Annotated in this window: 21 protein-coding genes; 7 read left to right on the top strand and 14 right to left on the bottom strand. The window is 60.0% G+C overall.

Annotation, left to right across the window (positions count from 1 at the left end; all coding sequences use genetic code 11):
* The first annotated feature begins 27 nt into the window (after nt 1–27).
* From ACLBKR_RS16255 to ACLBKR_RS16225, 7 genes are all read left to right on the top strand, one after another.
* Nucleotides 28–1,374: a formimidoylglutamate deiminase gene (locus tag ACLBKR_RS16255; protein ID WP_113448692.1), complete on the top strand. Its 1,347-nt coding sequence runs from the start codon at nt 28–30 to the stop codon at nt 1,372–1,374.
* 86 nt (nt 1,375–1,460) lie between these two features.
* Nucleotides 1,461–2,186, top strand: coding sequence for a histidine utilization repressor (gene hutC, locus ACLBKR_RS16250; RefSeq protein WP_113448633.1), 726 nt, complete (start codon nt 1,461–1,463; stop codon nt 2,184–2,186).
* A gap of 215 nt (nt 2,187–2,401) precedes the next feature.
* Complete coding sequence (locus ACLBKR_RS16245; protein ID WP_113448634.1) at nt 2,402–3,238, top strand: metallophosphoesterase family protein; 837 nt, start codon at nt 2,402–2,404, stop codon at nt 3,236–3,238.
* Entirely contained in the window at nt 3,235–4,404 is a 1,170-nt protein-coding gene (locus tag ACLBKR_RS16240) for an ABC transporter ATP-binding protein (RefSeq protein WP_113448635.1), read from the top strand. The genes ACLBKR_RS16245 and ACLBKR_RS16240 overlap by 4 nt, the downstream gene beginning before the upstream one ends.
* Entirely contained in the window at nt 4,397–5,332 is a 936-nt protein-coding gene (locus tag ACLBKR_RS16235; protein WP_112829453.1) for a carbohydrate ABC transporter permease, read from the top strand. Before ACLBKR_RS16240 ends, ACLBKR_RS16235 begins: the two co-directional genes overlap by 8 nt.
* Nucleotides 5,329–6,165: a carbohydrate ABC transporter permease gene (locus ACLBKR_RS16230; RefSeq protein WP_113467217.1), complete on the top strand. Its 837-nt coding sequence runs from the start codon at nt 5,329–5,331 to the stop codon at nt 6,163–6,165. The genes ACLBKR_RS16235 and ACLBKR_RS16230 overlap by 4 nt, the downstream gene beginning before the upstream one ends.
* A gap of 24 nt (nt 6,166–6,189) precedes the next feature.
* The gene (locus ACLBKR_RS16225) at nt 6,190–7,455 is read left to right on the top strand and encodes an ABC transporter substrate-binding protein (protein WP_113424741.1); all 1,266 of its coding nucleotides are present in this window, start codon (nt 6,190–6,192) and stop codon (nt 7,453–7,455) included.
* An 82-nt stretch (nt 7,456–7,537) separates the two neighbouring features.
* Here the strand turns inward: ACLBKR_RS16225 and ACLBKR_RS16220 are convergent, their stop codons facing one another.
* From ACLBKR_RS16220 to ACLBKR_RS16155, 14 genes are all read right to left on the bottom strand, one after another.
* Nucleotides 7,538–8,524 carry a substrate-binding domain-containing protein gene (locus ACLBKR_RS16220; RefSeq protein ID WP_112829456.1) on the bottom strand — a complete coding sequence of 329 codons (987 nt, stop codon included), beginning with the start codon at nt 8,522–8,524 and terminating at the stop codon, nt 7,538–7,540.
* A 290-nt stretch (nt 8,525–8,814) separates the two neighbouring features.
* Nucleotides 8,815–10,509 (bottom strand): SGNH/GDSL hydrolase family protein, encoded by a 1,695-nt coding sequence (locus ACLBKR_RS16215; protein ID WP_162759177.1) that lies wholly within the window; start codon nt 10,507–10,509, stop codon nt 8,815–8,817.
* A 210-nt stretch (nt 10,510–10,719) separates the two neighbouring features.
* A complete protein-coding gene (locus ACLBKR_RS16210; protein ID WP_414899675.1) occupies nt 10,720–11,394 on the bottom strand; it encodes an SGNH/GDSL hydrolase family protein in 675 nt (224 codons plus the stop codon).
* 40 nt (nt 11,395–11,434) lie between these two features.
* Nucleotides 11,435–12,631: an O-antigen ligase family protein gene (locus tag ACLBKR_RS16205; protein WP_113339388.1), complete on the bottom strand. Its 1,197-nt coding sequence runs from the start codon at nt 12,629–12,631 to the stop codon at nt 11,435–11,437.
* A 122-nt stretch (nt 12,632–12,753) separates the two neighbouring features.
* Complete coding sequence (locus ACLBKR_RS16200) at nt 12,754–13,779, bottom strand: polysaccharide pyruvyl transferase family protein (protein WP_113339387.1); 1,026 nt, start codon at nt 13,777–13,779, stop codon at nt 12,754–12,756.
* A 17-nt stretch (nt 13,780–13,796) separates the two neighbouring features.
* Nucleotides 13,797–14,867 (bottom strand): glycosyltransferase family 2 protein, encoded by a 1,071-nt coding sequence (locus ACLBKR_RS16195; protein WP_113339386.1) that lies wholly within the window; start codon nt 14,865–14,867, stop codon nt 13,797–13,799.
* On the bottom strand, nt 14,842–15,651 hold the full coding sequence (locus tag ACLBKR_RS16190; RefSeq protein ID WP_113339385.1) for a galactosyl transferase: 810 nt from the start codon (nt 15,649–15,651) through the stop codon (nt 14,842–14,844). Before ACLBKR_RS16190 ends, ACLBKR_RS16195 begins: the two co-directional genes overlap by 26 nt.
* 20 nt (nt 15,652–15,671) lie before the next feature.
* Nucleotides 15,672–16,673 carry a polysaccharide pyruvyl transferase family protein gene (locus tag ACLBKR_RS16185; RefSeq protein WP_113339384.1) on the bottom strand — a complete coding sequence of 334 codons (1,002 nt, stop codon included), beginning with the start codon at nt 16,671–16,673 and terminating at the stop codon, nt 15,672–15,674.
* A gap of 43 nt (nt 16,674–16,716) precedes the next feature.
* Nucleotides 16,717–18,204 (bottom strand): lipopolysaccharide biosynthesis protein, encoded by a 1,488-nt coding sequence (locus ACLBKR_RS16180; RefSeq protein ID WP_113339383.1) that lies wholly within the window; start codon nt 18,202–18,204, stop codon nt 16,717–16,719.
* A gap of 43 nt (nt 18,205–18,247) precedes the next feature.
* Nucleotides 18,248–19,174, bottom strand: a complete 927-nt coding sequence (locus ACLBKR_RS16175; protein WP_162748286.1) for a glycosyltransferase family 2 protein — start codon at nt 19,172–19,174, stop codon at nt 18,248–18,250.
* A 33-nt stretch (nt 19,175–19,207) separates the two neighbouring features.
* Nucleotides 19,208–19,654, bottom strand: coding sequence for an acyltransferase (locus tag ACLBKR_RS16170; RefSeq protein ID WP_112829465.1), 447 nt, complete (start codon nt 19,652–19,654; stop codon nt 19,208–19,210).
* 37 nt (nt 19,655–19,691) lie between these two features.
* On the bottom strand, nt 19,692–20,543 hold the full coding sequence (locus ACLBKR_RS16165; RefSeq protein ID WP_113339381.1) for a glycosyltransferase family A protein: 852 nt from the start codon (nt 20,541–20,543) through the stop codon (nt 19,692–19,694).
* A gap of 570 nt (nt 20,544–21,113) precedes the next feature.
* Nucleotides 21,114–22,100 (bottom strand): UDP-glucose 4-epimerase GalE, encoded by a 987-nt coding sequence (gene galE / locus ACLBKR_RS16160; RefSeq protein ID WP_113424734.1) that lies wholly within the window; start codon nt 22,098–22,100, stop codon nt 21,114–21,116.
* A 157-nt stretch (nt 22,101–22,257) separates the two neighbouring features.
* Nucleotides 22,258–24,993: a DNA translocase FtsK gene (locus ACLBKR_RS16155; RefSeq protein WP_414899669.1), complete on the bottom strand. Its 2,736-nt coding sequence runs from the start codon at nt 24,991–24,993 to the stop codon at nt 22,258–22,260.
* Nucleotides 24,994–25,100 lie beyond the last annotated feature (107 nt).

The raw sequence follows: 25,100 nt of genomic DNA, 5'->3' as shown, positions 1-25,100 counted from the left end.
GGTCCGCGCAAACTGGAGATGACGCCCTTGATGACGATCCACGCAAAGTCCGCCTTCCTGACCGATGGTTGGGCCAGCAATGTCAGGATCGACCTCGAGGGGTCCATGATTTCCGGGATCACGCCGGACGCGGACGCGCAGCCCGGAGACGACCGGCGGGATGTCGTGGTGCCGACGCTTGCCAACCTCCACAGCCACGCTTTCCAAAGGGCCATGGCGGGACTGGCGGAAACTCGCGGCCCGTCCGACGACAGTTTCTGGAGCTGGCGTACGACCATGTATCGCTTTGCGCTGTCCATGACGCCCGATCATGTCGAGGCCGTTGCTGCGCAGCTCTACATGGAGATGCTTGAGGCCGGTTATTCGCGCGTCGGCGAATTCCATTATTTGCACAATGACAGGGATGGCGCCCGATACGGAGACGTCGCGGAGATGGCCAGTCGTATCGCCGCCGCGTCGGCGGAGACGGGCATCGGCCTGACCCTGCTGCCGGTCTTTTATGCTCATTCGGGTTTCGGGGGGCAGCCGCCCATCGATGGCCAGCGGCGGTTCATCCATTCGCCTGAGAGTTTCGGCCGGCTGATTGAGCGATGCCGGGACATTGTTGCGTCGCTTCCCGGCGCGGTGCTCGGCATTGCCCCCCACAGTCTGAGGGCTGCAACGACGGAAGAGTTGCGTGCCGTGCTGCCGCTTGCCGGTGCGGGTCCCGTGCATATCCATGTCGCCGAGCAGGTGAAGGAGGTTGAGGACTGCCTTGCCTTCTCGGGGGCGAGACCGGTCGAATGGCTGCTCGACAACATGCCGGTAGACGACCGCTGGTGCCTCATCCATGCCACCCACATGACCGAAGATGAAACGCGGCGAATGGCGCAAAGCGGCGCGACCGCCGGCCTTTGCCCGATCACCGAGGCCAATCTCGGCGACGGCGTGTTCAATGCGCCGCTCTTCCTGGCCGAAGGCGGGCGATATGGCGTCGGCTCGGACTCGAATGTCCTGATCTCGGTGCCGGAGGAATTACGCATCCTCGAATATTCCCAGCGGCTTGCCCGGCGCGCCCGCAATGTGGTCGCCGATCCCGGCGGGTCTACCGGCCGCAAGCTCTTCAACGAGGCCCGGCTCGGAGGCAACGCGGCCCTGCAATGTGACACCGGACTTCAGGTCGGCGCCGATGCGGATATCGTCGCATTGAATGCCTCTCTGGTGCCGCATGCCGGACGCGACCGGCTGCTCGATCACTGGATCTTCGCGGGCGGCGTGTCGGTGGATGCGGTCTGGGCAGCGGGACGAAAACTGGTCGAGGGCGGGCGGCATGCGAAACGAGAGGCGATCTCGGCGCGGTTCCGTGCGACCATGGCGGAACTCCTTCGCGACTGACGGAGCGGCGCGAGACAATATTTCCTTTCGATCGGGTCCCTTGCTGCGCTACATCAGCGCGAGAGCTACACAGAAAGCGACGAATCGTGGCGGACACCAACGGCAGGGAGCCCACCCTGCACCAGCGCATATTGAACGATATCGAAGGCAAGATCGTTTCCGGCGAATGGCCGCCGGGTCACAGGCTGCCGTTCGAGGTCGATCTTGCCGCACAATACGACTGTTCGCGCATGACGGTGAACAAGGTGATGACCCAGCTTGCCAAGGGCGGGCTGATTGAACGGCGCAAGAAGTCCGGCAGTTTCGTCACTCAGCCGCAGGCGCAATCGGCGGTCCTCGAAATCAACGATATCGAGGCGGAGGTCAGATCGCTGAACCTCCCCTATTCCTTCACGCTGAAACGCCGTGAGCTGCGCAAGGCGACGGATGCGGATGTCCGTCTGCTCGAGGTCGCGACCGGAACCAGGGTGCTGGCCATGACCTGCATTCACTTCGCCGGACCACGGCAGTTCTGCGTCGAAGAGCGATTGATTAACCTTGCCAATGTACCGGAGGCGGCGACAGCCGATTTCACCAGCACGCCACCGGGCCAATGGCTGATCGGTCAAGTACCCTGGAGTACGGCCGAACACCGGATCCGGGCGGTCTCCGCTGCCGCTGAAATGGCATCCATGCTGGGCATTTCGAAGGGAGCGGCCTGCCTCGTCGTCGAGCGACGCACCTGGAGCGGGCTTGGACCGATCACGCATGTGCGCCTTACCTATCCGGGAGACACGCACGCGCTCGTCGCCCGGTTCACTCCTGCTTCATAGCAAAGGCAATCTCAGCCGGCAGACCCGCTATTCTGTCGTGCGGCGAGGAAAATGATCGTTTTTCTCGCGGGGCGCAGCCGTTTCATGACGATTTCATGACGAAATTGGAAGAAGGCTGAAAAGTACCGTTAAGCGGCTGACACGGATAGCACCTACACACATCGCAAACAGCGCGGACAAGGTCCCGCCTCCTCTGTGTCTCAAGGTGCCGCCCCATGAAGATCGTTCAGATCAGCGATACGCATTTCAGTCCGTCCAAGCCGCATTTCAACGGCAACTGGGAGCCGGTCCGCCGCTGGATCGAGTCGGTGAAACCCGATCTCGTCGTACATACCGGCGACCTCACCATCGACGGCGCCGACAACGAAGACGATATCGTCTTTTCCATGGCCATGCTCGGGGAACTCGACGTGCCGGTGCTCCTGGTGCCCGGCAATCACGATGTCGGCCACATGCCCGGTTCTCACCAGCCGATCAATGACGATCGCCTTGCCCGCTGGCGGCGTCTCGCCGGTCCCGACCGTTTCGCCAAGGATGTGGGCGAGTGGCGACTGATCGGCATCAACAGCCTGCTCGTCGGTTCCGGCCATGCCGAAGAGGCGATGCAGATTGACTGGCTGGCGGAACAACTGGAGACCCGCGATGGCCGCCGCGTGGCGATGTTTGGCCACAAGCCGTTGTTCGTCGACGATCCGGCTGAAGGCGATACAGGCTATTGGGGGGCGCGGCCGGTGGAACGCCAGCGGTTGATCGATCTCATTTCGGCGCATGATGTCGCGCTTTACGCCAGCGGCCATCTGCACTGGACGTGGCAGGGCGCGCTCAACGGCACGAAGCTTGTGTGGGCGCCGCCGACCTCGTTCATCCTCGACAAGCTCGAGCGTGAAATGCCGGGCGAACGCCTCGTAGGCGGTGTGGTGCATTATCTCGGCGACGAGGTTACGAGCGAGACCGTCGCTGTCGAGGGCACCATCGCCCATGTTCTCGACGATGTCATCGACGAGGTCTATCCGCGCAACATCACCGCGGTTCCGGTGGAGGCGGCCCAATGAGCGCCTTCAGCCTTCGCGGTATTGAAAAATCCTATGGCGGCAACAGCATCCTGAAGGGTGTCAGCCTCGAAGCCGAGGCTGGCGAGTTCATCGCGCTGGTGGGGCCGTCCGGCTGCGGCAAGAGCACGCTTCTGCGTATCGTTGCCGGTCTCGACCATGCCGATCGCGGCGAGATCGTGATCGGCGGTGCCGATGTGGCGCATAAGGCGGCCGGCGACCGCAACGTCGCCATGGTTTTCCAGTCCTACGCGCTCTATCCGCACCTGACCGCCGCGCAGAACATCGCCGTGCCACTCGCCATGCGTCGCCTGAGCACGGCCGGCCGTTTGCCTGTGATCGGCGGAATGATCGGCAGCCAGCGCCAGATCCGCGCCGATATCCAGCGTCAGGTCAACGAGATGGCGACGTCGCTCAAGATCGACCACCTGCTCGACCGCAAGCCGGGGCAGATGTCTGGCGGCCAGCGCCAGCGCGTGGCCCTTGCCCGCGCCATGGTGCGTCATCCCAGCGTTTTCCTGATGGACGAGCCGCTTTCCAACCTCGACGCGAACCTTCGCGTTCACGCTCGCGGCGAGATCGTCGAACTGCATCGCAAGGCCGGGGTGCCGACGCTTTACGTCACCCACGACCAGTCGGAAGCGCTTTCCATGGCGGATCGCGTAGCGGTGATGATCGGCGGCCGGATGCTCCAGCTCGATACGCCCCGCAATATCTATGATGATCCCGCGCATATCGAGGTCGCCCGTTTTCTGGGCCAGCCGCGCATCAACGTGATCTCGACCCGGGTCGATGACAGCGGGCTGGTTCAGGCTGGTGACATCCGGCTTGCCACGCGCAGCTACCTCGTCGCAGGCGCTGCCGTTTCCGTTGCCTTCCGGCCGGAATTCGTCCGGCTGACGGCAAGCGGCGAAGGCGGTTTGGCAGCGAGCGTCGAACGACTGGAATTCCTCGGTTCGGAAGTGGTGGTGTTCACCCGGCTTGCGGCGATGGAAACCGTCGTTGTCGCGAAGATATCGCCGGCCGAGGCCATCGGCCTGTCGGCCGGCCAGCGTGTCGACCTGAAGATCGATCCCGCAGCATTGATGGTCTTCGATGAAAACGGTGCAAGGCTGCCGGCGGACGTCGCCTCGGTCTCCGGACACCGGGCGGAGGTGCTTCATGGCTAGCCTTGCTTTCGACGGGATCAAGGCTGCAACGGTACACTCTCCGGCAAAGGTCGCGCGGCGCCGGGAGGTGCGCATTGCACTTCTTCTGTCCGCACCGGCGCTCGTGCTGATGCTGCTTTTCATCATTCTGCCGACGATTGCGGTAATCTTTCTCGGCTTCACCGATTTCGAACTGGGCTACGGCAGCTTCCGTTTCGTCGGCTTCGAGAACTATGCCGACCTGATCGGCGACAGGACCTTCCGAAAGTCCCTGTGGAATACGATCGTCTATGCCGCCATCGTCGCGCCGACCTCCATGGCGCTCGGCCTTGGCATCGCTTTGCTGATCGAGGCGGAAGGCTGGGGCAAGGGGTTCTTCCGCACGGCCTATTTTCTGCCGGTCGCATCGCTGCTCGTCGCGATGGCAACCGTATGGCAGTATCTCTTCCATCCGACCATCGGCCCGATCAACGCCCTTCTCGGTCTCGTCGGCGTCGCCGGTCCGAACTGGCTCGGCGCGTCCAGCACGGTGCTGACCAGCCTTGCGATCATCGGCATCTGGCAATCGACCGGTTTCAACATGGTGCTGTTTCTTGCCGGCCTCTCCGCGATCCCGCGCGAACTCTATCAGGCGGCGGAGATTGACGGCGCCCGTTCGGCCTTCTCCCGTTTCGGACTCGTGACGTGGCCGATGCTCGGGCCGACCACGCTCTTCGTCACCACGATCAGCATCATCAACGCGGTCAAGGTGTTCGAGACGGTCAAGACCCTCACTGAAGGCGGCCCGAACAAGGCTTCCGAGGTCCTGCTTTTCACCATCTATCAGGAGGGCTTCGTCTATCTCCGGGTCGGCTATGCCTCGGCCATGACGGTGATCTTTCTCGCGATCCTCGTGTCGCTGATGTTCCTCCAGTACCGCGTCATGGACCGGAAGGTGCACTACGCATGACGAACGACACTCTCTCCCTCGGCCGCATCCTGCGACTTTTGGTTTTGACAATCGGAGCTATCGTCTTCCTCGCTCCCTACATCTTCATGATCTCCACGGCCGGCAAGGCGCAGAGCGATATCTTCTCGTCGTCGCTCTCGCTCATCCCGCAGACCTGGTTCTATGTGGAGAATTTCTCCAAAGCCCTCAGCCGCGTCTCCATGGTTAGCCTGCTTCTCAATGGCGTGGTCGTCTGTGGCCTGATCCTGATCGTGCAGGTGGTGGTCGCCATTCCCTGCGCCTATGCCATGGCAAAGCTCTCCTTCCGGGCAGCGCGGCTGATGATGGCGCTGGTCATGCTCGGCCTGCTGGTGCCGATCCATGCGACCGCGCTGCCGCTTTATGTCGCCTTCGACAGGATGTCGGTGCTGAACAGTTACTTCGCCCTTGTCGCGCCCTTTTCGATCTCCGTCTTCGCCATCTTTCTCTTCCTGCAGTTCTTTCGCGGCATTCCTGATGACCTGATCCATGCGGCGCGGCTCGACGGCATGTCGGAGACGGGCATTGTGATGAGGGTCATCGTGCCTAATGCCTGGCCGGCGATCACCGCCTTCTCGATCTTCTCGGTGGTGGCCCACTGGAACGACCTGTTCTGGCCACTGATCGTCGTTACCAACCAGGCCTATGCGACGCCGCCGCTCGGACTTCTCTATTTCCGCGCCGCGGAAGCCGGCGACGACTACGGCGCGCTGATGGCCGCGACCCTCACCATCACTCTTCCCCTCGTCCTCGCATTCCTGCTCGCGCAGAAGCGGTTCGTCGAGGGTATCACCATGACCGGTCTGAAAGGCTGATCGGTCCAACCCAGGAGCACAGCGATGACTCTCTTCAAAAAGGCGATTGCCGCGGCGGCCGTGACGCTGGCGACGATCGTTCCGGCCCATGCCGAAACGACGCTCAATGTTCACTATCCGATGCCGGGCTTCTTCAAGGACGTGATGGACACGATCTCGAAGAAATTCATGGAAGAAAACCCGGATATCAAGATCACCTTCGCCAATCCTTCCGCGACCTATGAGGAAGGTATCCAGACCATCATGCGTCAGGCCGGTACGGCGGAAATGCCCGACGTCACGTTCATCGGCCTCAATCGCCTGCGCATGGTCAATGAGCGCGACATCCCGGTCGATCTCGCTCCGTTCATCGCCAAGGACGGCAACATGGCCGAGCAGGGCTTTTCGGACAACATCCTGAAGCTCGCCCAGGTCAAGGGCAAGCAGGTCGGTCTCGCCTTCGCGACGTCGAACCCGATCATGTATTACAATGCCGACCTCGTTCGTAAAGCCGGTGGCAACCCGGATACCCCGCCGAAGACCTGGGACGAAGTGATTGCGCTTTCCTCCAAGATCAAGGCGCTCGGCGACGGCAATGAAGGCATCGATTTCCGCTGGCAGGGCGACGACTGGATGTTCTCCGCGCTGCTGTTCGGCGCCGGCGGCAAGATGCTGAACGATGACGAAAGCGCCGTCGCTTTCAACGGTCCGGAAGGCCAGAAGGCCATCGAACTGCTGGACCGCATGGTCAAGGAAGGCGGTTTGCCGGTCTTCACCAAGCAGGCCGGCGAGCAGGCCTTCGTGGCCGGCAAGGTCGGTTTTGCCTTCCAGACCACCGGCGCGCTGCGCAACACCATCAAGAACGTCGGCGACAAGTTCGACCTGCGCACCGCCCAGATCCCGCTGATCGATCCGGTGAACGGCAAACTGCCGACCGGTGGCAACGCCGCCGTCATGCTGACCCGCGACGCTGCCAAGCAGGATGCCGCCTGGAAGTTCATCAAGTTCGCCGCCGGCCCGTTCGGCGCCTCGGTTGTCGTGCCGGGCACCGGCTACGTGCCGAACAACGAACTTGCCGCCAAGTCTCCGGAATATCTCGGCAACTTCTACAAGGAGAATCCGCTCTTCGTCGCCGGCCTCTCGCAGATGCCGCGCATGATCCCGTGGTATGCCTTCCCTGGCTCCAACGGCGTGAAGGTTACCCAGACGATCGTCGAGAACCTGTCCCGCGTCGTCGAGCAGACGGCTTCGCCGAAGGAAGCACTCGACGATGCGGCTGCCGAAGTCGAAAGCCTGCTGCCGCGCAGCTAAGGCACATTCTTCACGAGGAACCGAAGAAGCGCCGCCCAAAAGGGCGGCGCTTCAGCTTGCAGGTCAGAAATAGAACGACGCGTCAGTCCAATCGACGCACGGTGCCGCCGGCATGCAGTTTGTAGCCGATCATCAGATGACGCGGCGTGGCGGCGTTGTCGGCGATATCGAGCAACAGCGAGGCGGCGGTCGCGCCCATGCTGGTGTCGGGCATTTCGATTGTGGTGAGCGGCGGATCGACGAGGCGGCCGATGGCGATCCCGTCGAAGCCGACGACGGACATATCCTTCGGGACGGAAAGCCCCTCCTGCCTGATCGCGCTGATGACGCTGAGGGCGAGAAGATCGTTGGAGGCGATGATTGCCGTCGGTCGCTGGCGCTTCAGCGTGTCGGAAAGATCGAGTTCAGCATGGCCGGTCACGAAGGGGATCTGCAGCGCATCGAGCGCGGGCAGGCCGGCGGCTGCCATGGCCTCGCAATGACCGTCATACCGCAGCTTGGCCCGGTCGGACGCCTCGAAATGCCCGGAGACGAAGAGGATGCGCCGGTGGCCGTGTGCGATCAGATGTTCGGTGATTTCCTCTCCGGCGCGTCTGTTGTCGGTGGTCACGGCGGCCGGAAAGCGCGGCGTTGGCAGGTTGTTGAGCAGCACGGTCGGCGGCATGGCGAAGGGCAGGGCCAGTTCGCTCTTCAGCGGATTGCACACCGTGAGGATAAGGCCAGTCGGCTTTTCGGAGAGGAGATATTCGATGGCCTCTGCCTCGCGTGTGGGATCGTAGTCCGACTGCGCGATCAGCACGCCGATTCCGGAAACCCGCATGCGGTTCTGGATGCCGAGCAAGGAGGCGGCAAAGACGGGATTGGTGATGCTCGGGACCAGCACGCCGATAGCTGAACGGCGGCGGATCATCGGGGCGGGGCGTTCCGTTCGACGATAGCCGAGGTCGGAGACCGCCTTGCGCACACGCCGCACCATGCTTTCGCTCACCGGGCCGCTGCGGTTCAGGACCCGGCTGACAGTGGCTGTCGAGCAGCCGGCTCTCGATGCGATGTCCTGAAGTGTCGACATTGGCCCTCGGCGTGATTTCGGAGTCCTTCAATCCCTGTCGGATCTGCCTGGCGATGACCCGATAGCGGGTCGTTGTGACATTGGTTTGAAGGTCATCACATGGGGTGACTGCCGCCGGCGGGTGTTTGCGACGGCAGACGGACCTGTCGCTCCGCAGCGAGGGTGGTCTTGCGAGCATTCAGCGCGTTGAGGATCGCGCGCGTTGGATGCAGACAGCGCGCACCAGCTTCCGGCCGGATCGGCACGCGGGCCTGCGGCCGACCGCAGACCCGTTAAGGCGGGTGATGTCCCTAGGCCAAATTCCACGCCGGTCTCGGATCGGCGCACTTGCGCAGGAACGGCTGCGAAATCTTGATGATGCCCTGTCCCGAAACCCGCCGATTGATGTTGACCACCAGCGGGCGGGTCGCGATGCGAAGCGTCGTCGCATCGATGCCTACCGGCACCTGGAAAGGCGGGATCTTCAGCCAGCCTGCGAAACCCTCGGTGGCGAATGGCAAGTCCTGTGTCGTATAGTCGGCATTCTGCAGGCCACCGCGGGCAATGAAGACCTGAGCATTGGCGTTATTGTAGAATTCCATTTGCCAATAGACGGAGAGCCAGCCTTCCCAGGCGTTCAGTTCCACATGGATACCGGATTCCAGCCAATCCACGCCGGGTGTGATGGCGACCGCCGATAGCGTCAAGGCTGCGGTTCTGGCGATGCGCCATTCCTCGTGCCGGTTGCCTGTTGGAGTACCGCTCGGCGTGAAAGCGACTACCTGCCTTTTATAGTTCTCGGCGGCTTCGACCGAACATGTCGCGACACTGTCGCCGCTGGCGCGGGATATCGAGAGCGTGCTGACGCGGGTGCCCGAGGCACCGGTGCCTCCCGCCGGGCTTGAGGATGCAAAAGCCGCGTCGCTCCAGAGATTGGAGCTTGCCAGCACTGCCGTCTCCGAGAGATCCATATGATCGCCGGCTTGCACCATGTCCTGCAGGATCGGCAGGAGGACGTCTGCCATCCGTTCCGCACCCTTGGGATTGGGATGAAGGACATCGCCGCCGAACAGGGTCGTGTCGAAGTCCGGATAATTAAAGCCGGCATGGGTGAGGTCGCAGACACGCACGCCTTCGCGCGTCGCCTGCGCCTTGATCCATTCGTTAACGCCGGCAACGATCGATGCCTTTTCGGATCCCTCCGGCCATGGGCCGCGATCGGTGATGGTCTGGACCACGGTCCAGATGCCCTGATTGCGCAGCAGGCTCAGTTGCCTGTCGAGGCGCTCGATCATCTTTCGGGGAGAATCCACGCCGGCGCCGCTCGATATGTCGTTCGTGCCGATATCGAGATACACGATACCCGGCCGCAGGGAGGCGACATAGGGTGTGCGTCCGAGCGTTCCGGGTGCATTGCCCTCGCGGACGACATGATCGCCGCCGCGCCCCTGGAACGCGCCGGTGATAAAGTTGTCCTGGCCCAGGTTGTTGGTCAGATCAGGCCAGGCGTCGAGGTTGAAGCGATTGTCGCGCAGCCTGATCCAGGGGAGCACGCCGCGCACGATGCTTGTGGCCACGTCTTTTGGCAGGCCGCCTGCAACGATCGCCCACCCGCCGCGCTGAATGAACGAATGGCCGAAGCCCACGACCTTCGCGCCGGCTGCCAATGGCAGCGCCGGGAGAGGGCGACGGACATTGATGACAAAGGACTGGCGGATACTGTGTTCCCCGGCGGTGACCGTGATCGTGATCCGTGGAAACGGAACCTCGTCATGATCCAGTGCAGTCGAACCGGTCACGAGGGCATTCCCGGACAAAGCAAACATGCCTCCGGCATCTTCCTCAAGCGTAAAGCTCCAGGGAGCCGCGGTCGTGTTTTCCATGGAGATCGTCGCAACAGGCGAGCCGGCAGGGCTGTCGTCATCGATTGTCTGTCCAGAAAGGACGATAAGGGGCCGGCTGCCGGCAAGAGCATGCCCCGTCAATCCAAGCCCGATCCCGATCATGGCCGCACCTCCCCGGAGAACGGTGCGGCGGCTGGTCGGTAGCGAGGATTTCGGTTCATGCTTCGGTTCATGGCAATTTCCTTCGTGAAGAACTGCCTTGAAGCCTATCCGGGTTTTGGACGAGGGGGACGCGAGGCCCCTTCCGGACTGCCGGTTTCGCATCGTTTTCTCCTCTACTCCGTTGTTTTGCCTTGCATGGCGGATGCCCCGCTAGGGAGTGGTTTTCCCCGATTTGCAACCATTTCCCGCGAGGTAACGAGACAGGATCGGCGCCATGACCATGCCGGCCTTTTCCGGCTGTGGGTGAAGTCCGTCAGGGATCGCTTCCTCGCGGTCCGCCTCAGACATGGCATTCCAGGCCGGCCTGAAGTCGACGAAGCCCATGCCGCGGCTTTCAGCTTCCTCGCGATGGGCGTCGATATAGGAGGAGAGAAATGGCCGCATCCAGCCGCGCAGACCTGAAACGGGGTTCATCGCCATGATGACGATCCGCGCCTGGGGTGCTCCCGCGCGCAGTCCGTCAAGAATTGCCGCGATATTGGACCGGCTGGTCGAGACGCTCATCCAGCGGTTGATGGCTGCGTCGTTGGCATAGAATTCCACGAGAACGATGTCAGGCTTTTCCTCGGTCACGCGGGCGATCTGGCCGAGTGCCCAGTCGGTGGTGGAGCCCGCCAGCGCGACCGTCTTCACCGTGACCGGCTCCTGCAGGCAAGCGGAAAGCTCTTCCCCGAGCATTTCCGGCCAGCCGCCTCGGGACGTGAGGGAAGTACCAAGCGCGACGATTTTCAATGCCGAGGGCTCCTCCTCAGAGATACCAGTTGAGGGTTGCGACAGGAGCAGCGTGGCGCATAAAAGCGAGAGCGTCGTTTTTTTCGAAATCAATCGACTCTCCAAAATTGCTGCCGGTATTACCCCTTGAACTTTACCGCAGTTTCGGTTCCGTTGCCGGTCCGATCACGGACGCAGCTTTTACTGGCTGAGCTGTTGGTCTTCCGCGGATGACGGTCTGTCGACGGTAGGAGAATGCAAAAGAAGCAAGTACCAGCATGAGCGGCGTGGTCGTCGAACTGATGGCGTTGTCGGTGCTGCAGTAGACAAAGAAGCTCAGGCACATGAGAAGAAAAGCGAAGTTGCGCCCCGTGGCTGGCCGCAGCCATATGGCCAGGCACATGATGGCGAGGAGGGCAAAGATGGCCGTCGCGCCAACGTATCCGGTCTCCACGGTTATGCGAAGATATTCGTTATGGGCCGCCATCGTGCGTGCAAGAAATGCGACATCGCCGGGAATAACGAGAATCTGGTGCCCAAGCCCGATGCCGAAATAGGGGTAGGCATCGACAACGCGTTGTAACGCTTCCCATATCAGGTCGCGGCCACTGAGGGATTCGCTTCCAAAACGTGTAAGAATGGACTCGCCAAACAGAAGCACGAAACCCGCTGCCGCCGGTATGACCGCACCCACCGATGCCGCACGCATGAGAAAACTGCGATTTACCATGATGAAATAGACATATCCGCAAATCGCAACGGCGAGAGCAAGCGGCATGCGAGCGGCAGAGAGAACGAGAATAATCAGGTTCACAAAGGCCAGCGGAAGATAGACCTTCTTGTTCAAGAAGGCCGCTCCAAGCATGGCTGCCACAGAACCCAGATAGCCGGCGGTTCCCAGGCCTGCGGGAATACTGGTGCCCTGCAGTCGGGGTGCTCCGAGAAAGTCGACGTAGAAGAGCGGCCTGATGCCGGCCACCTGGTACAGGCTGCCGACGACGATCATCATGACCGGAAGCGCGGCGAGGAGGCGGACGATCGTGTCGCGATCCTTCTTGGTTGGTTCTCCGGCCAGCAACAGGAATGTCGCGCTCAGACTGAAGGCCGATCGCATATAGCGATTGAAGCTCAAGTTGTAATAGGAAGACAGCAGCGCAGATATCAGCGTCATCAGCAGCATGAGCGCGATCAGCACGAGAATGTCCCAACGGATCTTGCGCGTTAGCAGGAAAATGGCACCCAGAACGAAAAGCATCATCTTCTCGACGGGATTGGAATCGATGTGGACAATGTTTCCTACGCCGATTCCGACGAAAATCACGAAGAACGTCAGTGCGTAGCGAAACAGCATCGAACACAAATCTCCTTCCGCTCAACGGCGTGCAAACTCATCGGGTTTATCTGGCCCCTCAAGGGGAAGGCGCCGGATCTTCCTCCGTTTACGTCATGCAATTTAACGGATCAGGCTCTGCTTCAGAGCTGAGCTCTGACCTTGTCCAGTCTCTCCGACAGATTGTCCACGGCTGCATTGAGAAGGCGATCCTCGCTCAGGAATGTCGGTCCCTTTGCCGCGGCGCTCATGGCTGCTGCCGCGCGATCAATATACCTTTCCTCCATCCTCGGCAGCAGCATTTTCCGGGGTGCGGACCTGAGCCACGGCGAGACTGCAAGCTTATGGACGCGAAGGCCCCACCGGAATTTCCGTGCTGCGCTTTCAGAATTACGACGCTCCTCTGCCTTGCTGTATATCGAAACAACGTCCGATCCCGGATGGAAAGCGAAGGATTGATGTTTTCCAGCCGCGACAGAGAAAAAGTTACGGGAGGCCTCAACCGGATTGCTGCTCGGAAGGTTGACCGGCATATAAGGCAAATTCAGGGACATGGTCCAATCCAGCCATTTAAACGTGCTGGTATTCGGTGATACGGACACGGGGACCCACGGCACTCTCATGGCATCCGCAACAATTGCCGCATGCATGGCGTCTGCGATGACCAGCTTTGCCCTTCGGATCCTTTCCAGTGTTTCGATACTGTCGGAGCGCGGGCTTACATATTCAATTCCTGCACGCTGGCAAACGGCCTCCCAATCTCCATAGTGGAGTGCCGAGTGGTGCGGCATGAATATGGTGCCATTTCGCTCCACTTCCGGCAGTGGCGCGAACTCGGGCAGCCTTCTGAGCAACATCGCGCCGTCGCATACGGCGGTTTCCGGCGCAAGCCTGAGGAGTTGCGCAGTAAGCGGGCCGCGTACGCAGGCGATATTCCAGTTCTTTCCACCGAATCCGGTTGGCAACGGGCCGTAACCCACGCCGCTGCCGAATACAGTCCACTTGCGGTCGGCAAACGGTTGCATCAGAGGCCCGATAATGGTGCCTATACCGGCAAAGAGACTTGAATCGTCCTCATCCCATACACCCGGAAGCAACCGCTCCCAGATCCATTCGTTGAGGTCGTCCCCAAAGTTCTTCTGCGGATCCTGGTAGTAGAAGACCTTCATTTCGTACCCTTTGCGATTCAAGCTCTTTGTTTTATTTTTTGGGAGATTGCCGTAACCATCACTCCCGGATTGGATATTGCTAGGAAAATTGCCCCCTTATAATCTCTGGATTTGTAATATTTTCTCATCAAGATTAGACTTATTTCCCTTGATGCCTTGTTTTTTATTTTTGATATTGTATCTTTTTGATTGATTGTTAATTTTTCTTTGTATTTCTTTTCAAAAATATTGTATACATTTATGGCTTGGAACATTTTGTCCCCGGTTTTTGATGTTCCTGAATTCAAGCCTGATGTCGTTCCATATGGCAGTGTATATCTGTAGAACGCGTCTGGAATTAACATTCCTCTGGCGCCGGTCGCTATTATTTCAGAATAAAAAAGAAAATCCTCAGCAAATCTGAATTCTGTATTGTATCTTATTTTTCTTTCTTTCACGAAATCCGCGCGGAACATCGGCTTTAGCAGGCCGCTGGTGAATCCGGTTCCCCATCCCTTTAGTTCCTGCTGCAAATGAGCATCAAGGTCCCACCGTGATTTTGCTGCATCTAGTGGAAATGCCGTGCGGGTTACTTGTCGTGCCTGCGCATCATAAAATAGCTGATTGTCTGCAATGAAATCCAAGCCTTCTGCTTCCGCTATGGTTAGAAGCTCAGAGAGCCTTCCCGGTACGTAAAGATCGTCCGCATCAAGAAGGGCGATCCACTCCCCCCGCGCGGCATCGATGGCCGCATTGCGCGCTGCTGCAGGCCCCTGGTTCTTTGGGAGTTGAATGACCCGAACCCGGCTGTCCTGATCGCTGATATGGGTTACGACCTCAACCGTATTGTCGCTTGATTGATCGTCAACGATGACAAGTTCCAGGTCAACGCCCTCCTGATTCAAGGCGCTTTCGATTGCTTCGGTCACAAAGCCTGCCGCATTATAGACCGGCATGATGACGCTGATGCGTGGGCTGGAATTGCTTTCTTTCATCATCCTATCCCTTGTGCGGTCGTCATTTTTCAGCAGATTCGTGGGCAGTTGCCGAATTTCGGTTCTGGTAACATTGCTTTTCCGGCAATCAGGAAAGCGTGCCGAAAAACTCATCCCTTTGCTTGCTGCCGAGGAACCGGAGCCGTGTCAGGTTTCTCAGCACGTTGCGGGGGTGTTTCAGCGCTTCCATGCTCAGGAAATACTTCTGCAGGAGGCTGGGTGCGTTGCTGTGGGAACCTTTGTGGGCCACGCGATAGACTGCACCGCGGAACGGCAATGCTTTCAGCGGCTTGCCCTTTTTTGCCAGAAGCCCTTCGATGCGCACATGGCTCCCGAGCATGTCCTTGATCCAATCCACGGAAGCCGCTTCGAAGCTCTCCGGTATCCCGTAAGCCTCGGAGCTGATAATCAGCGATGTTCCGCAAAGATGGTTGAAATGGTTGTAACCAAGCAGCAGCTTGCCGCCGTCGTCCCAGATATAGCCCTTGTTGATGGTCCAGCCGTTTTCATTCGGGTGCTCTGATACGTACTGCACGATCCGGGAGCTGACGAAGTCGTCGTCATCGACAATCATGAAGAACTTGCTGTCTGGTGCATCCAGCATGCCGGACAATACACGGCGTCCCTTGTCGAGGCGGAAGGCATCGAGAAAGTCGTCCTGTGTGGCATTTCCGCGTTCGTGAATGTCGTTCGGTGGAAAAGTGACGCGGGTCACGGAAAATTTGTCCGGCAGGACGGGCAGATCGGCACCCTCGTTTGCAACGATGATGCCCCTCCAGTCGGGATTGGTCTGGTTGGAGATCGAAGCCACGGTCTGGGCAAGATTCTTCTTGAGCAGACCCCAGTCGCGGGCATTTTTCTGGTGCCTGACGGGAATGATGAATGTGAGAAGGCTCATGGCTGGTTCTCCGGTTCCGGTCAGGTCTGGTTGGCGGCCGCCTGCGCTTTCGCCCAGGCCACACCGTCGTCGAGAGATGTCGCGCGGTAGGAAAGATCGGTCCCACCGGAAAATGCATTCATGAAACGCTGGATCTTCCCGTAGCTGTTGTCGAGAACGGCATGGGGGCGACCGATGAGAAGCGAGCAGATATGAACATGAAGCCTGTCGGTGACGATAGCGCGACCGCGGGAAATCTGACGAATGCCGCGATTGAAACGATTCTGCGCCGCCGCATCGAGCTTGCGGAACGCGAGTTCGGATGGACGGAGCCGCAGCAGCGCCGATGCGGCGCCGAGAGCCTTGGCGATGCGCACCTTGCGTCTTGATTCCGTGATCCAGTCTTCCTTCGGGATCTCCGGATAGATGGAATAATCGACGGTGCCGACCTGCTCCTTGTCCTGCCGAAGCATTGCCAGAACCGGAAACTGCGGAGCATCGGGTGTTACCTCGCCAATGCAAAAGGCCATATCCGGGCAAAGCTGCACCCGGCAGTCGAAATGTTTCTGAGAAAAGTGCAGGGATTCTTCGTCGCGGACGAGCAGGACGAAGTTCTTATGCCGTCCGATAGCGCGCGCGCTTTCAAGGATACGCTGCTCGGATTTATAGTGAATGGACTGAGGGAACTGGATGATCTGGCGATCCGGAAACATGTCCAGAATCCGTTCCCTGAAGTCCTGGTGGGAAACCCAGATATCGCCGAAGTTTCCGCCGCCATGAATGAAGATCGGACCGGTGGGCGCCACCCTCTTGAGTTCGCTCTCGGAAAAATCCTCGATGCGCGAGACATAGGACGGGATCTTGCCGTGCCTGTTTTTCAGGTAGGCGATCTCGCCAAGCCAGATGGCGGAGTCCCCGCAATTCTTGATGTCGGGAAAATCAAGGATGGCAAGCGGCTCGTCGGGCCTGATGAATTCCTTCAGGCAATCGTTGGTCTTATCCTGCAGCTTTCTGATCAGTTCCGATCGCGATAGGCTTGGCATAATCTCTCCATCTTCTGAATTGGCACAGGGGAACCGCGTCGGTTCAGCCCCGACCGCGCAGTTTCGTTAGAATCTTGACGACCAGTTTCTGTATTTCTGTTTCCGGTCCGGTGGGGCGTTTCGCCAGAACCCACAGGAGAAATGTCGAACCGCAATAGATCACGCCGCCAAGAGCAATGAGAGCGGCAAGCTGGATGATCCTTTCATAGAGGCCATCCACCGGTCCCCACATATCGAGCACTGCATACACGCCTGCCGCCATGAGCGCGGAACTGAAGAGCGCACGGAAATTCGCCGCGAGTTGGACAAGGACCGACACGCCCACGAATTTCTTCACGATAAACATATTGATTACCGCACTGAGGAGGCCGGTGAAAACGCGGCAGATGACCAGACCCTGCAGTCCGTAAAGCAGCAATCCCGCGGCAATGATCGGAACGCGGATGATGAGCATCTGCGTATCGCGGATGAATAATGTGCGTGTCTTGCCGAGCGCCATGCCCAGCGGCTGTACGAGCGATCCGAGCGTTTGCAATGCGTAGACCGAGGCGAGGGCCTGAATGATGGGGACGATATCCATCCATCGTTCCCCGAGAGCGAGCCGGACCAGCGGGTCGCCAACAACGGCAAAACCAATGCCGGCCGGAAGTGCGATAGCGGCAAGCATGGCCTGCGCACGCTGGTAGGCATTGGCCAGCCGCTGGGGGTCATTTCGGACATTCGAAAAGCCCGGATAGATCGTGGCCGTCAGGGGGGCGGTCGTCTCTCTGGTTGGCATCATCGCCAGCGTGCTGCCGAGCGAGTAGTAGCCAAGCGCCGAGCTGTCCAGGTATTTTCCGGTGAGCAGGTAGTCGAAACGCCAGTTCAGCGTGTTGACGATCTGGCCGGCGGTCAGCCACACCGAGAAGGAAACGAACTCCCGCATATGTCGGAACGTTATTCTCGGGCGGAAGGGGAGAACCATATAGGAGGTAATCACGTTGGTCGCCTGCATTACCAGTGTGCCCACCACGAGCGCCCAATAGCTCTGATAGATGACTGCGACGGCGACGGTTGCCACAAAGCCGGCGATCTTCTGCACGACGTTCAGCACAAATTCCTGCCAGAAGATCAGGTCGCGCTGCAGCATGAAACGCTTTGGATTGGCAAGGCCGTTAATCAGAAGGCTAAGGCTTAGCGCTAGCATGACGTCGAAAAGCCGCGGATCGTTGTAGATGACCGATGACGGATATGCGATGCCGGCAAAGACAAGGCACAACAGCAGACCACGGGTCGCGCCGAGCGTCCAGGCGGCGCTGAAATGGGATTCCTGCGGATTTTCGTGACGTATCAGAGCCTGACTGAGCGAAAGGTCCGTCACGGTGGTCACAATCGCCAGCATCGTGGTCGCAAGCGCAACGATACCGAAGTCTGAGGGCATCAGGTACCAGGCGAGAATGATCGTGCTCAGGCTCGATAGCCCGTTCACGATGGCTCGTGAAAGGCTGATCAGGAGGCTGCCTTTCATCAGGCGGTCGGCAACATTGCTCATCGCTTACTCGACAATTGATACCAATCGAATTGCTTGACAGGCCTCACAGCCCGCGTTCCTGCAGCCTGCGGCGGACGAAGTTTTTCACCATGAAAACCAGCGTAGGATCGCCAAGCAGCAGCCCGGTCGCCCTCTTCAGATCTTTCGCTGAAAGTGCCTGCCTGAAGTCTTTCCACCGTGCGTGCTTGATGATGACCTTCTTGCGAGTTTCCAACGCCTTGACCGAGGCCGGTGTGAGCCGGGTGCCGAGTCTGGCGATTAGCTCATCGGACATGGCGGCCAGATTCTGGAGAGAGCTCCCGGACCGTGTCAGCGAATTGGGGCGTCGGAAATAGATGTAACCGGCATAGCTCGTGCCGTAAAATTTGGGATTGAGGGTGACGAAATCCGAATAGAGCAGAAAGTCTTCCCCGACCCGGCAGTCTTCCTGATAGCGAAGCTTGTTGCGGATCAGATAGTCGCGGCGGAACATCGGCTTCAAATAGCCCGAATTCATAAAGGCGACGGGGATGGTTTCGCGGAAAAACAGTTCCTGGGAGATCGGGATCGGATTGCTTTCCTTCAGAAACCCGAAAGCATCGAAGACATGGCGGTCGTCGCCGAAGTTTCGAACACTCTGATTGTCGACGACGGCGTCCGCGTCCGTTTTGCGGGCCAGATCGAGGAGAACCTCCAGCCTGTCCTCCTTATAAAGATCGTCAGCGTCGAGCAAAGTGATCCACTCGCCGGTCGTGATGTCGATGGCCTTGTTGCGAGCGGCCGAGGGACCTGCATTCCGGTCCAACAGGATCGGGACGACCCTTTGATCCTTCTCGCTGATCGCAAGGATTATCTCTCGCGATCTGTCCCTGGATGCATCGTCAATGACAATGCACTCCACGTCCGTGTGGGTCTGATTAAGCACGGAATGGATGGCTTTCGCCACGAAGTCCTCGCCGTTATGGCAGGGAATGATAACGGATACTTTCATCGGGCCTCTTCGCATTTGAAGGGAATACGGATTTCAGTCATCCTCGTTCACCCGGTCCTTCAGGCGTCCGAACTTCAGGGTTTCGATACCACTGCGAATGACTTGCGCCGGATTGCCGGCGACAGCGCTGTTGGGCGGAACGTCCTTGGTTACCACGGCTCCGGACCCGATGACGCAGTTGTCGCCGATGGTCACGCCGGGCAGAATGATACTGCGGGCACCAATGAAGCAGTTCTTGCCGATGCGCGTGTCCGTCTTGATGGCGCGTGTCATGTCATGCGTCAGAATGGCGGCATCAAAGGCGATGTACGTCAATTCCCCGATATGGATGCCGCGCGGATGCGTCTTGTCGAGGCGTGCGCTCAGGGACATGACCACTGTGGGGTGGATGTCCATGCCCCAAACCTTGGTCAGATAAAGGCGCTTGCAGCCGACCACGAAGCGCTGGAGTTTGATGAATTGGTTCAACGAACGAAGCATGGGAGACCTTATCGTTTAATGAACGGATGCATCGGCATCATCCGGCAAAGGCGCGGGTCAGGGCGGAGACGTAGTCCTTCCAGGGCATTTGCCCGCGGGCGGCGAGCAGGCTTCCGACCAGAAGCTTGCGGCCGAGCGCCTGAATTTCAGAAGGACGTGTGCGGACGTTCTTGGCGATTGCGCGCAGCGAACCTGGATAATATTTCGCCTTCAGAGCCTTGTTCGGATCCCGATGGCCGATGCAGCGCGCATCGACATAAGCCGCCTTGCGGGCCTCCTGAAAGGCGCGGATCGCATAGTCCGTGTCCTCTCCGCCCGAAAGGGCCGCGCCAACGCCGAGTTGCTCGTCGAAGCCGCCGATCCTTGCCGCGAGCGGGCCGCGCAGGAATATGGTGTTCGACGATGCGAAGGAGATGACGCTCTGGAGACGAGGCTGGGTTGCGGTGAAACTTGCAGCCGATCGCGGTTCCATGCCGTAGCGGCAGAACCAGAAATCGAGCGAAGGGTCGGTCGAGAAGGCCGTGTGGATGGTGTCGAGAGTATCCTCGGGATACCAGCAGTCGTCGTCGGGGAAAGCTACGATACCGTTGAGTGCGAGGCGGTGCCTGGCGTCCTCCCCCGTCAGCAGCATGTTGCGGGCCGCCGAAAGCGATCGGCGATCCGGAATGAAGGATATCTGCGCCCATGCCGGGCCGGATGCGATGAAGTTCTCTGCAACTCCCGCGTCGCAGCGTTGCAGCAGGAGGAAGAGGGTAAGGTCCACTGCGGGATTGCGCTTCCGGAAGGCCTCGACGGAAGCGATCATTCGCGCAATATCGTCGCTGCGGCCCGATTGCATATCCGTGGTCGAGAACAGGGTTACGGGCAGCGCTGTACGGGTCTCACTCATGGGCACGGTTCCTGCAACTCGAATACGCTGTTGTTCCGGGAAGCCCGCGAAGAGTTCGCGGCATAGATCGTCCGGCGGAAGCTTGAGCGGCTGCCCGCAACTTTCGCCTTCATGCACGGCGATGGATCAGGCCGATAGTGGCGGTCGTCAGGAGCGACCGGCCAATTCTGGGGGAAAGCTCGCAAGCTGCCGAAGGCCAATAGAACAACGCACCCGCTATCTTTCGTTTCAGGCTGGCGCATGTATCTTGGCATGGGCATTGTTGCTGGCTGCAACGTGTTTCCGTTCAAGTTTCTCAGCCCCAGATTGCTTTTCAGCTATGGCTATTTTGCGGGTCCGCGCGACTTCTCTTGCAATTTCGCAGTCATTATTCATTCAAAACGAAGGCCTCCGGAAAAGCCATTGGTTCCGTTTTGCACTCCAACTGGTAATACTATAGTCCGAGCCGCAGCGGATCATCAACCCCGATTTGCCGCACTGCACAATAAACCTGACGCGGCCGGCGCAAACATCCCGGTATCGGCCACTCTGGAGGGTCGCCCGCCCGATATCGCTGCGGTAGCAATCCGCCTAACCCAGCATGTTGGACGAAGAGTGCCACCGCCAGGCCGTGCTGATGATGTCCTCGAGCGAGGAGTGGGGCTCCCAGCCAAGAACTTCACGCGCCTTTTCGTTGTTGGCAACGAGCGCCGGCGAGTCGCCTTCGCGGCGATCGACATAATCGACGGGGAAGCTCCGCCCTGAGACGTCTTCGATCGTCTGCAGCAGTTCCTTTACCGTTGTGCCGGTTCCGGTGCCGAGGTTGAGGGCCACGGAAGGCCCGCCGTCGAGCAGGTATTGCAGTGCCCGTACATGGGCGTCGGCAAGGTCCAGCACGTGAATGTAGTCGCGTACGCAGGTGCCGTCGCGTGTTTCGTAATCGCTTCCGAACACCTTGAAGCCTGCCCGACGACCGAGCGCAGCTTCGATCGCAAGCGGGATGGCGTGGGTTTCCGGCGTGTGCCATTCGCCGATCCGACCTTCCGGATCGGCGCCGGCCGCATTGAAATACCTGAGAACCGCGGAACGCAGGCCGACATAGCTGTCATAATCAGAAAGCGCCTGTTCGATGATCCACTTGGTGCGGCCATAGGGATTGATCGGTTGCTGGCGGTGGGTCTCGTCCATCGGAACTTGTTCCGGCAGGCCATAGGTCGCGCAGGTCGAAGAGAAAACGAAGGCTTTGACGCCAGCGGCCTGTGCCGCCGACAAAAGAGTCAGGGAGCCGATGACGTTGTTTTCGTAGAAGGATGGCGGGTCCTTGACGCTTTCGCCGACCTCGATCAGGGCGGCGAAATGCATGATAGCCGCGGGCTGATATTTTCTAAGCACTTCGTCGAGCCTTGCGCGGTCGCGGATGTCGCCTTTTTCGAGGGGACCCCATTTGACGAATTCCGCATGTCCGTTCGAAAGGTTGTCGTAGACAACAGGCAGAAAGCCTTTTTGGGAGAGTTGCAGGCAGGTATGCGAGCCGATGTAACCAGCGCCGCCGACGACCAGAACAGGCGTTTCCGTCATAAATAACCGGGCTCCGTTGCAGTGCACACTTTTCTAGGGACTGTATCGGGAAAAGACAAGCCGGCAGTTTCCCGCCGGTTTTGCTTTCGACGCTTTGGTCGGATGCCGAATAGAGTGACGACAGGCCGCCCGTCGGCACCTGTCGCCCGTTTCCCGTTCAGAAATCCGTGTCGGTGCCCGGAACGTCGGCGCTGTCGCGCCCACCAATGATGATCGACCTTTTGCCCACATGGTTAGCCGGGCCGACGAGGCCCTCCTGTTCCATGCGTTCGACCAGCGAGGCCGCCTTGTTATAGCCGATCGAAAGGCGACGCTGGATGTAGGATGTCGAGCACTTCTTGTCGCGCAGGACCACCTTGACCGCTTTTTCATAGAGGTCGCTTGCGTCTTCCTCGCCCATGGCCGATTTGTCGAAGACGGCACCGCCGTCGTCCGCCGTCTCTTCGACCTCATCGGCATCTTCGGTTACGGTGCCGAGATATTCGGGGCGGCCCTGTGTTTTCAGGTGAGCCACGACTTTCTCGACCTCCTCGTCCGACACGAAGGGTCCGTGGACGCGGGCAATGCGTCCGCCACCCATCATGTGCAGCATGTCGCCCTGACCGAGCAGGTGTTCGGCACCCTGTTCGCCGAGAATGGTGCGGCTGTCGATCTTCGAGGTCACCTGGAAGGAGATACGGGTCGGGAAATTTGCCTTGATGGTGCCGGTGATGACGTCGACCGAGGGACGTTGGGTCGCCATGATGAGATGGATGCCGGCGGCACGCGCCATCTGGGCGAGGCGCTGGATCGCACCTTCGATTTCCTTGCCGGCGACCATCATCAGGTCCGCCATCTCGTCGACGATGACGACGATGTATGGCATCGCGGCGAGATCCATTTCCTCCTGCTCGTAGACGGGTTCGCCCGTCGAACGGTCGAAACCGGTCTGTACGCTGCAGAGGATCGTCTCGCCCTTGGCGCGGGCCGAGGCGGCGCGCGCATTATAGCCGTCGATGTTGCGGACGCCGAGCCGCGACATCTTGCGGTAACGGTCTTCCATTTCGCGCACGGCCCATTTCAGCGCCATGACAGCCTTCTTCGGATCGGTCACGACAGGCGTCAGCAGATGCGGAATGCCGTCATAGACAGAGAGTTCCAGCATCTTGGGATCGACCATGATGAGGCGGCATTCTTCCGGGCGCAGGCGATAAAGCAGCGACAGGATCATGGTGTTAATGGCGACGGATTTACCCGAACCGGTGGTCCCGGCGACCAGAAGGTGAGGCATCTTGGCGAGTTCGGCAATCACGGGCTCGCCGCCGATGGTTTTGCCGAGCGCCATGGCGAGTTTGAAGCGGGTTTCCGTGTAATCGCGGGACTCGATCAGTTCGCGCAGATAGACGGTTTCGCGAACGGGGTTCGGCAGTTCGATACCGATGACATTGCGACCGGGAACGACTGCGACGCGCGCCGAGAGGGCCGACATGGAGCGGGCGATGTCGTCGGAAAGACCGATGACGCGGGAGGACTTCACGCCTGGGGCCGGTTCAAATTCGTAGAGTGTCACGACCGGGCCGGGGCGGACGTCGATGATCTCGCCCTTGATGCCGAAATCTTCAAGGACGCTTTCCAGGAGGCCGGCGCTCTGCTCCAGCGCTTCGGGAGTCATGGTCGTCGTCTCCTGGAACCGGGGCTCCTGCAGAAGATCGATCGGCGGGAATTCGTATTCGCCGTCGGCAAGCGCCGGCAACCGACGGAAGACCGGCTGGCTCGGCTGTTGCATGGGAACGGCTTCCACGGCCGTGCTCTCGGCCGGTGCATCCATCGCCGTTTCCTGACGGATTGCGGCTTCGGCGGCCTCTTCGCCGGTGGCGCAGGGTGTCGCGGCCGGATCGGCTTCACGCAGCCCGACTTCGCGATAGAGCGCGATGACCGACCAGTCCGGCGCCTGGAACGTCGGCAACGCTACGCCTGGCTGGTTGGGGGCGGGTTGGGGGACGAGGCTCTGCGCCCTGACGACGGTTGCCTTCACGACTGGAGGCGTACGCGCCGGTGCAACTGCCATATGGTTCGGCTGCGCGACTTTGACGGGGCCCGGGGTTGGTGGCGCGACGCTGACCGGGCCAGCGAGAGGCGGTTCGATATCGTCTGCGCCGCCGTCGAGGTTCATCGCCTCCCAGAAAACGTGATCCGACAGATAGGCGGCATAGGCTGGCAGGGCCGGGGCGGCTGTGGCCGGCGATGCGACACCTTTGCCAGGCTCCTGAGGCGCTATCGGAATGTTCGGCTGCGGCGGCGTGGCAATGACGTTGCCCGGTTTGGGCTCATGCATCGCGGGAGCCGGCGCTGTCGCCGGACGTCCGGCTGCCGGAGTGGCGACTTGCTGCAGACCGGCCGATGCCGCCTCTTCCTGCTGGCGGGCGAGTTCGCGCCGGAGTTTGTAGGTGAGGGCGCGTGCGCCGGTGGCATCCGGCGGCTGGGGCAGCATGACGGAGAGCCCCGCGCGGCGTTCTTCACGAGGGGCGACAGGCTGTGGCGACGCTGCCTGCACGGTTACAGGCGCTGGCGATGCCGGGATCACGACCGGAACCGATGCTGGCGTCGGCTCCGGAGCGGCCGCCGTCGGCACGGCGCTTTCCCTTGTTGTGCGACGTCCCAGGGCATTTTCGGGTGTCCGGGTGAAACGCACATTGGGGGCCATGGCAAAAGCGCTCTGCCAGATCGGCATTTCGGAACGCCCTTCGATCTCGCTGGCAGCGAGTTCGTCGGTGTGGCGGCCGTTTACTCTTGCGGGCAGCTTTTCCTCTGGCGCGGCCTCAATGCGACCGGCTGCGGACGGAGCCGGTTCGCGGGCCTTTTCTTCCCCTATGTTATTGTCGGAATTCAAGAAATTGGAGCGGGGGAGATGCATGGCAACCTGTACACTCGTTATACGCGGACAATTAACATCTCTTCTCAATAGAAAATAAACGTTAACCAGCCCTTGCCGAGGCAGGGGCCAGCTCCCCTTCCGGGACG

This window comes from Paenirhizobium cremeum, from assembly GCF_047553425.1.
In the GTDB taxonomy this organism is placed as follows: domain Bacteria; phylum Pseudomonadota; class Alphaproteobacteria; order Rhizobiales; family Rhizobiaceae; genus Allorhizobium; species Allorhizobium cremeum.
This window is presented reverse-complemented; position numbering and strand designations above follow the sequence as displayed.

Bases quoted from the DNA above. Each gene is read 5' to 3' on its own strand.
- ACLBKR_RS16195 (WP_113339386.1), bottom strand. From the start codon at position 14,867: ATGAGTTTTTCGGCACGCTTTCCTGATTGCCGGAAAAGCAATGTTACC.
- ACLBKR_RS16215 (WP_162759177.1), bottom strand. From the start codon at position 10,509: ATGATCGGGATCGGGCTTGGATTGACGGGGCATGCTCTTGCCGGCAGC.
- ACLBKR_RS16230 (WP_113467217.1), top strand. From the start codon at position 5,329: ATGACGAACGACACTCTCTCCCTCGGCCGCATCCTGCGACTTTTGGTT.
- ACLBKR_RS16200 (WP_113339387.1), bottom strand. From the start codon at position 13,779: ATGAAGGTCTTCTACTACCAGGATCCGCAGAAGAACTTTGGGGACGAC.
- ACLBKR_RS16205 (WP_113339388.1), bottom strand. From the start codon at position 12,631: ATGCTGTTTCGCTACGCACTGACGTTCTTCGTGATTTTCGTCGGAATC.
- ACLBKR_RS16180 (WP_113339383.1), bottom strand. From the start codon at position 18,204: ATGAGCAATGTTGCCGACCGCCTGATGAAAGGCAGCCTCCTGATCAGC.
- ACLBKR_RS16240 (WP_113448635.1), top strand. From the start codon at position 3,235: ATGAGCGCCTTCAGCCTTCGCGGTATTGAAAAATCCTATGGCGGCAAC.
- galE (WP_113424734.1), bottom strand. From the start codon at position 22,100: ATGACGGAAACGCCTGTTCTGGTCGTCGGCGGCGCTGGTTACATCGGC.
- ACLBKR_RS16245 (WP_113448634.1), top strand. From the start codon at position 2,402: ATGAAGATCGTTCAGATCAGCGATACGCATTTCAGTCCGTCCAAGCCG.
- ACLBKR_RS16185 (WP_113339384.1), bottom strand. From the start codon at position 16,673: ATGCCAAGCCTATCGCGATCGGAACTGATCAGAAAGCTGCAGGATAAG.
- ACLBKR_RS16235 (WP_112829453.1), top strand. From the start codon at position 4,397: ATGGCTAGCCTTGCTTTCGACGGGATCAAGGCTGCAACGGTACACTCT.
- ACLBKR_RS16170 (WP_112829465.1), bottom strand. From the start codon at position 19,654: ATGCTTCGTTCGTTGAACCAATTCATCAAACTCCAGCGCTTCGTGGTC.
- ACLBKR_RS16225 (WP_113424741.1), top strand. From the start codon at position 6,190: ATGACTCTCTTCAAAAAGGCGATTGCCGCGGCGGCCGTGACGCTGGCG.
- ACLBKR_RS16220 (WP_112829456.1), bottom strand. From the start codon at position 8,524: ATGTCGACACTTCAGGACATCGCATCGAGAGCCGGCTGCTCGACAGCC.
- ACLBKR_RS16165 (WP_113339381.1), bottom strand. From the start codon at position 20,543: ATGAGTGAGACCCGTACAGCGCTGCCCGTAACCCTGTTCTCGACCACG.
- ACLBKR_RS16190 (WP_113339385.1), bottom strand. From the start codon at position 15,651: ATGAGCCTTCTCACATTCATCATTCCCGTCAGGCACCAGAAAAATGCC.
- ACLBKR_RS16175 (WP_162748286.1), bottom strand. From the start codon at position 19,174: ATGAAAGTATCCGTTATCATTCCCTGCCATAACGGCGAGGACTTCGTG.
- ACLBKR_RS16155 (WP_414899669.1), bottom strand. From the start codon at position 24,993: ATGCATCTCCCCCGCTCCAATTTCTTGAATTCCGACAATAACATAGGG.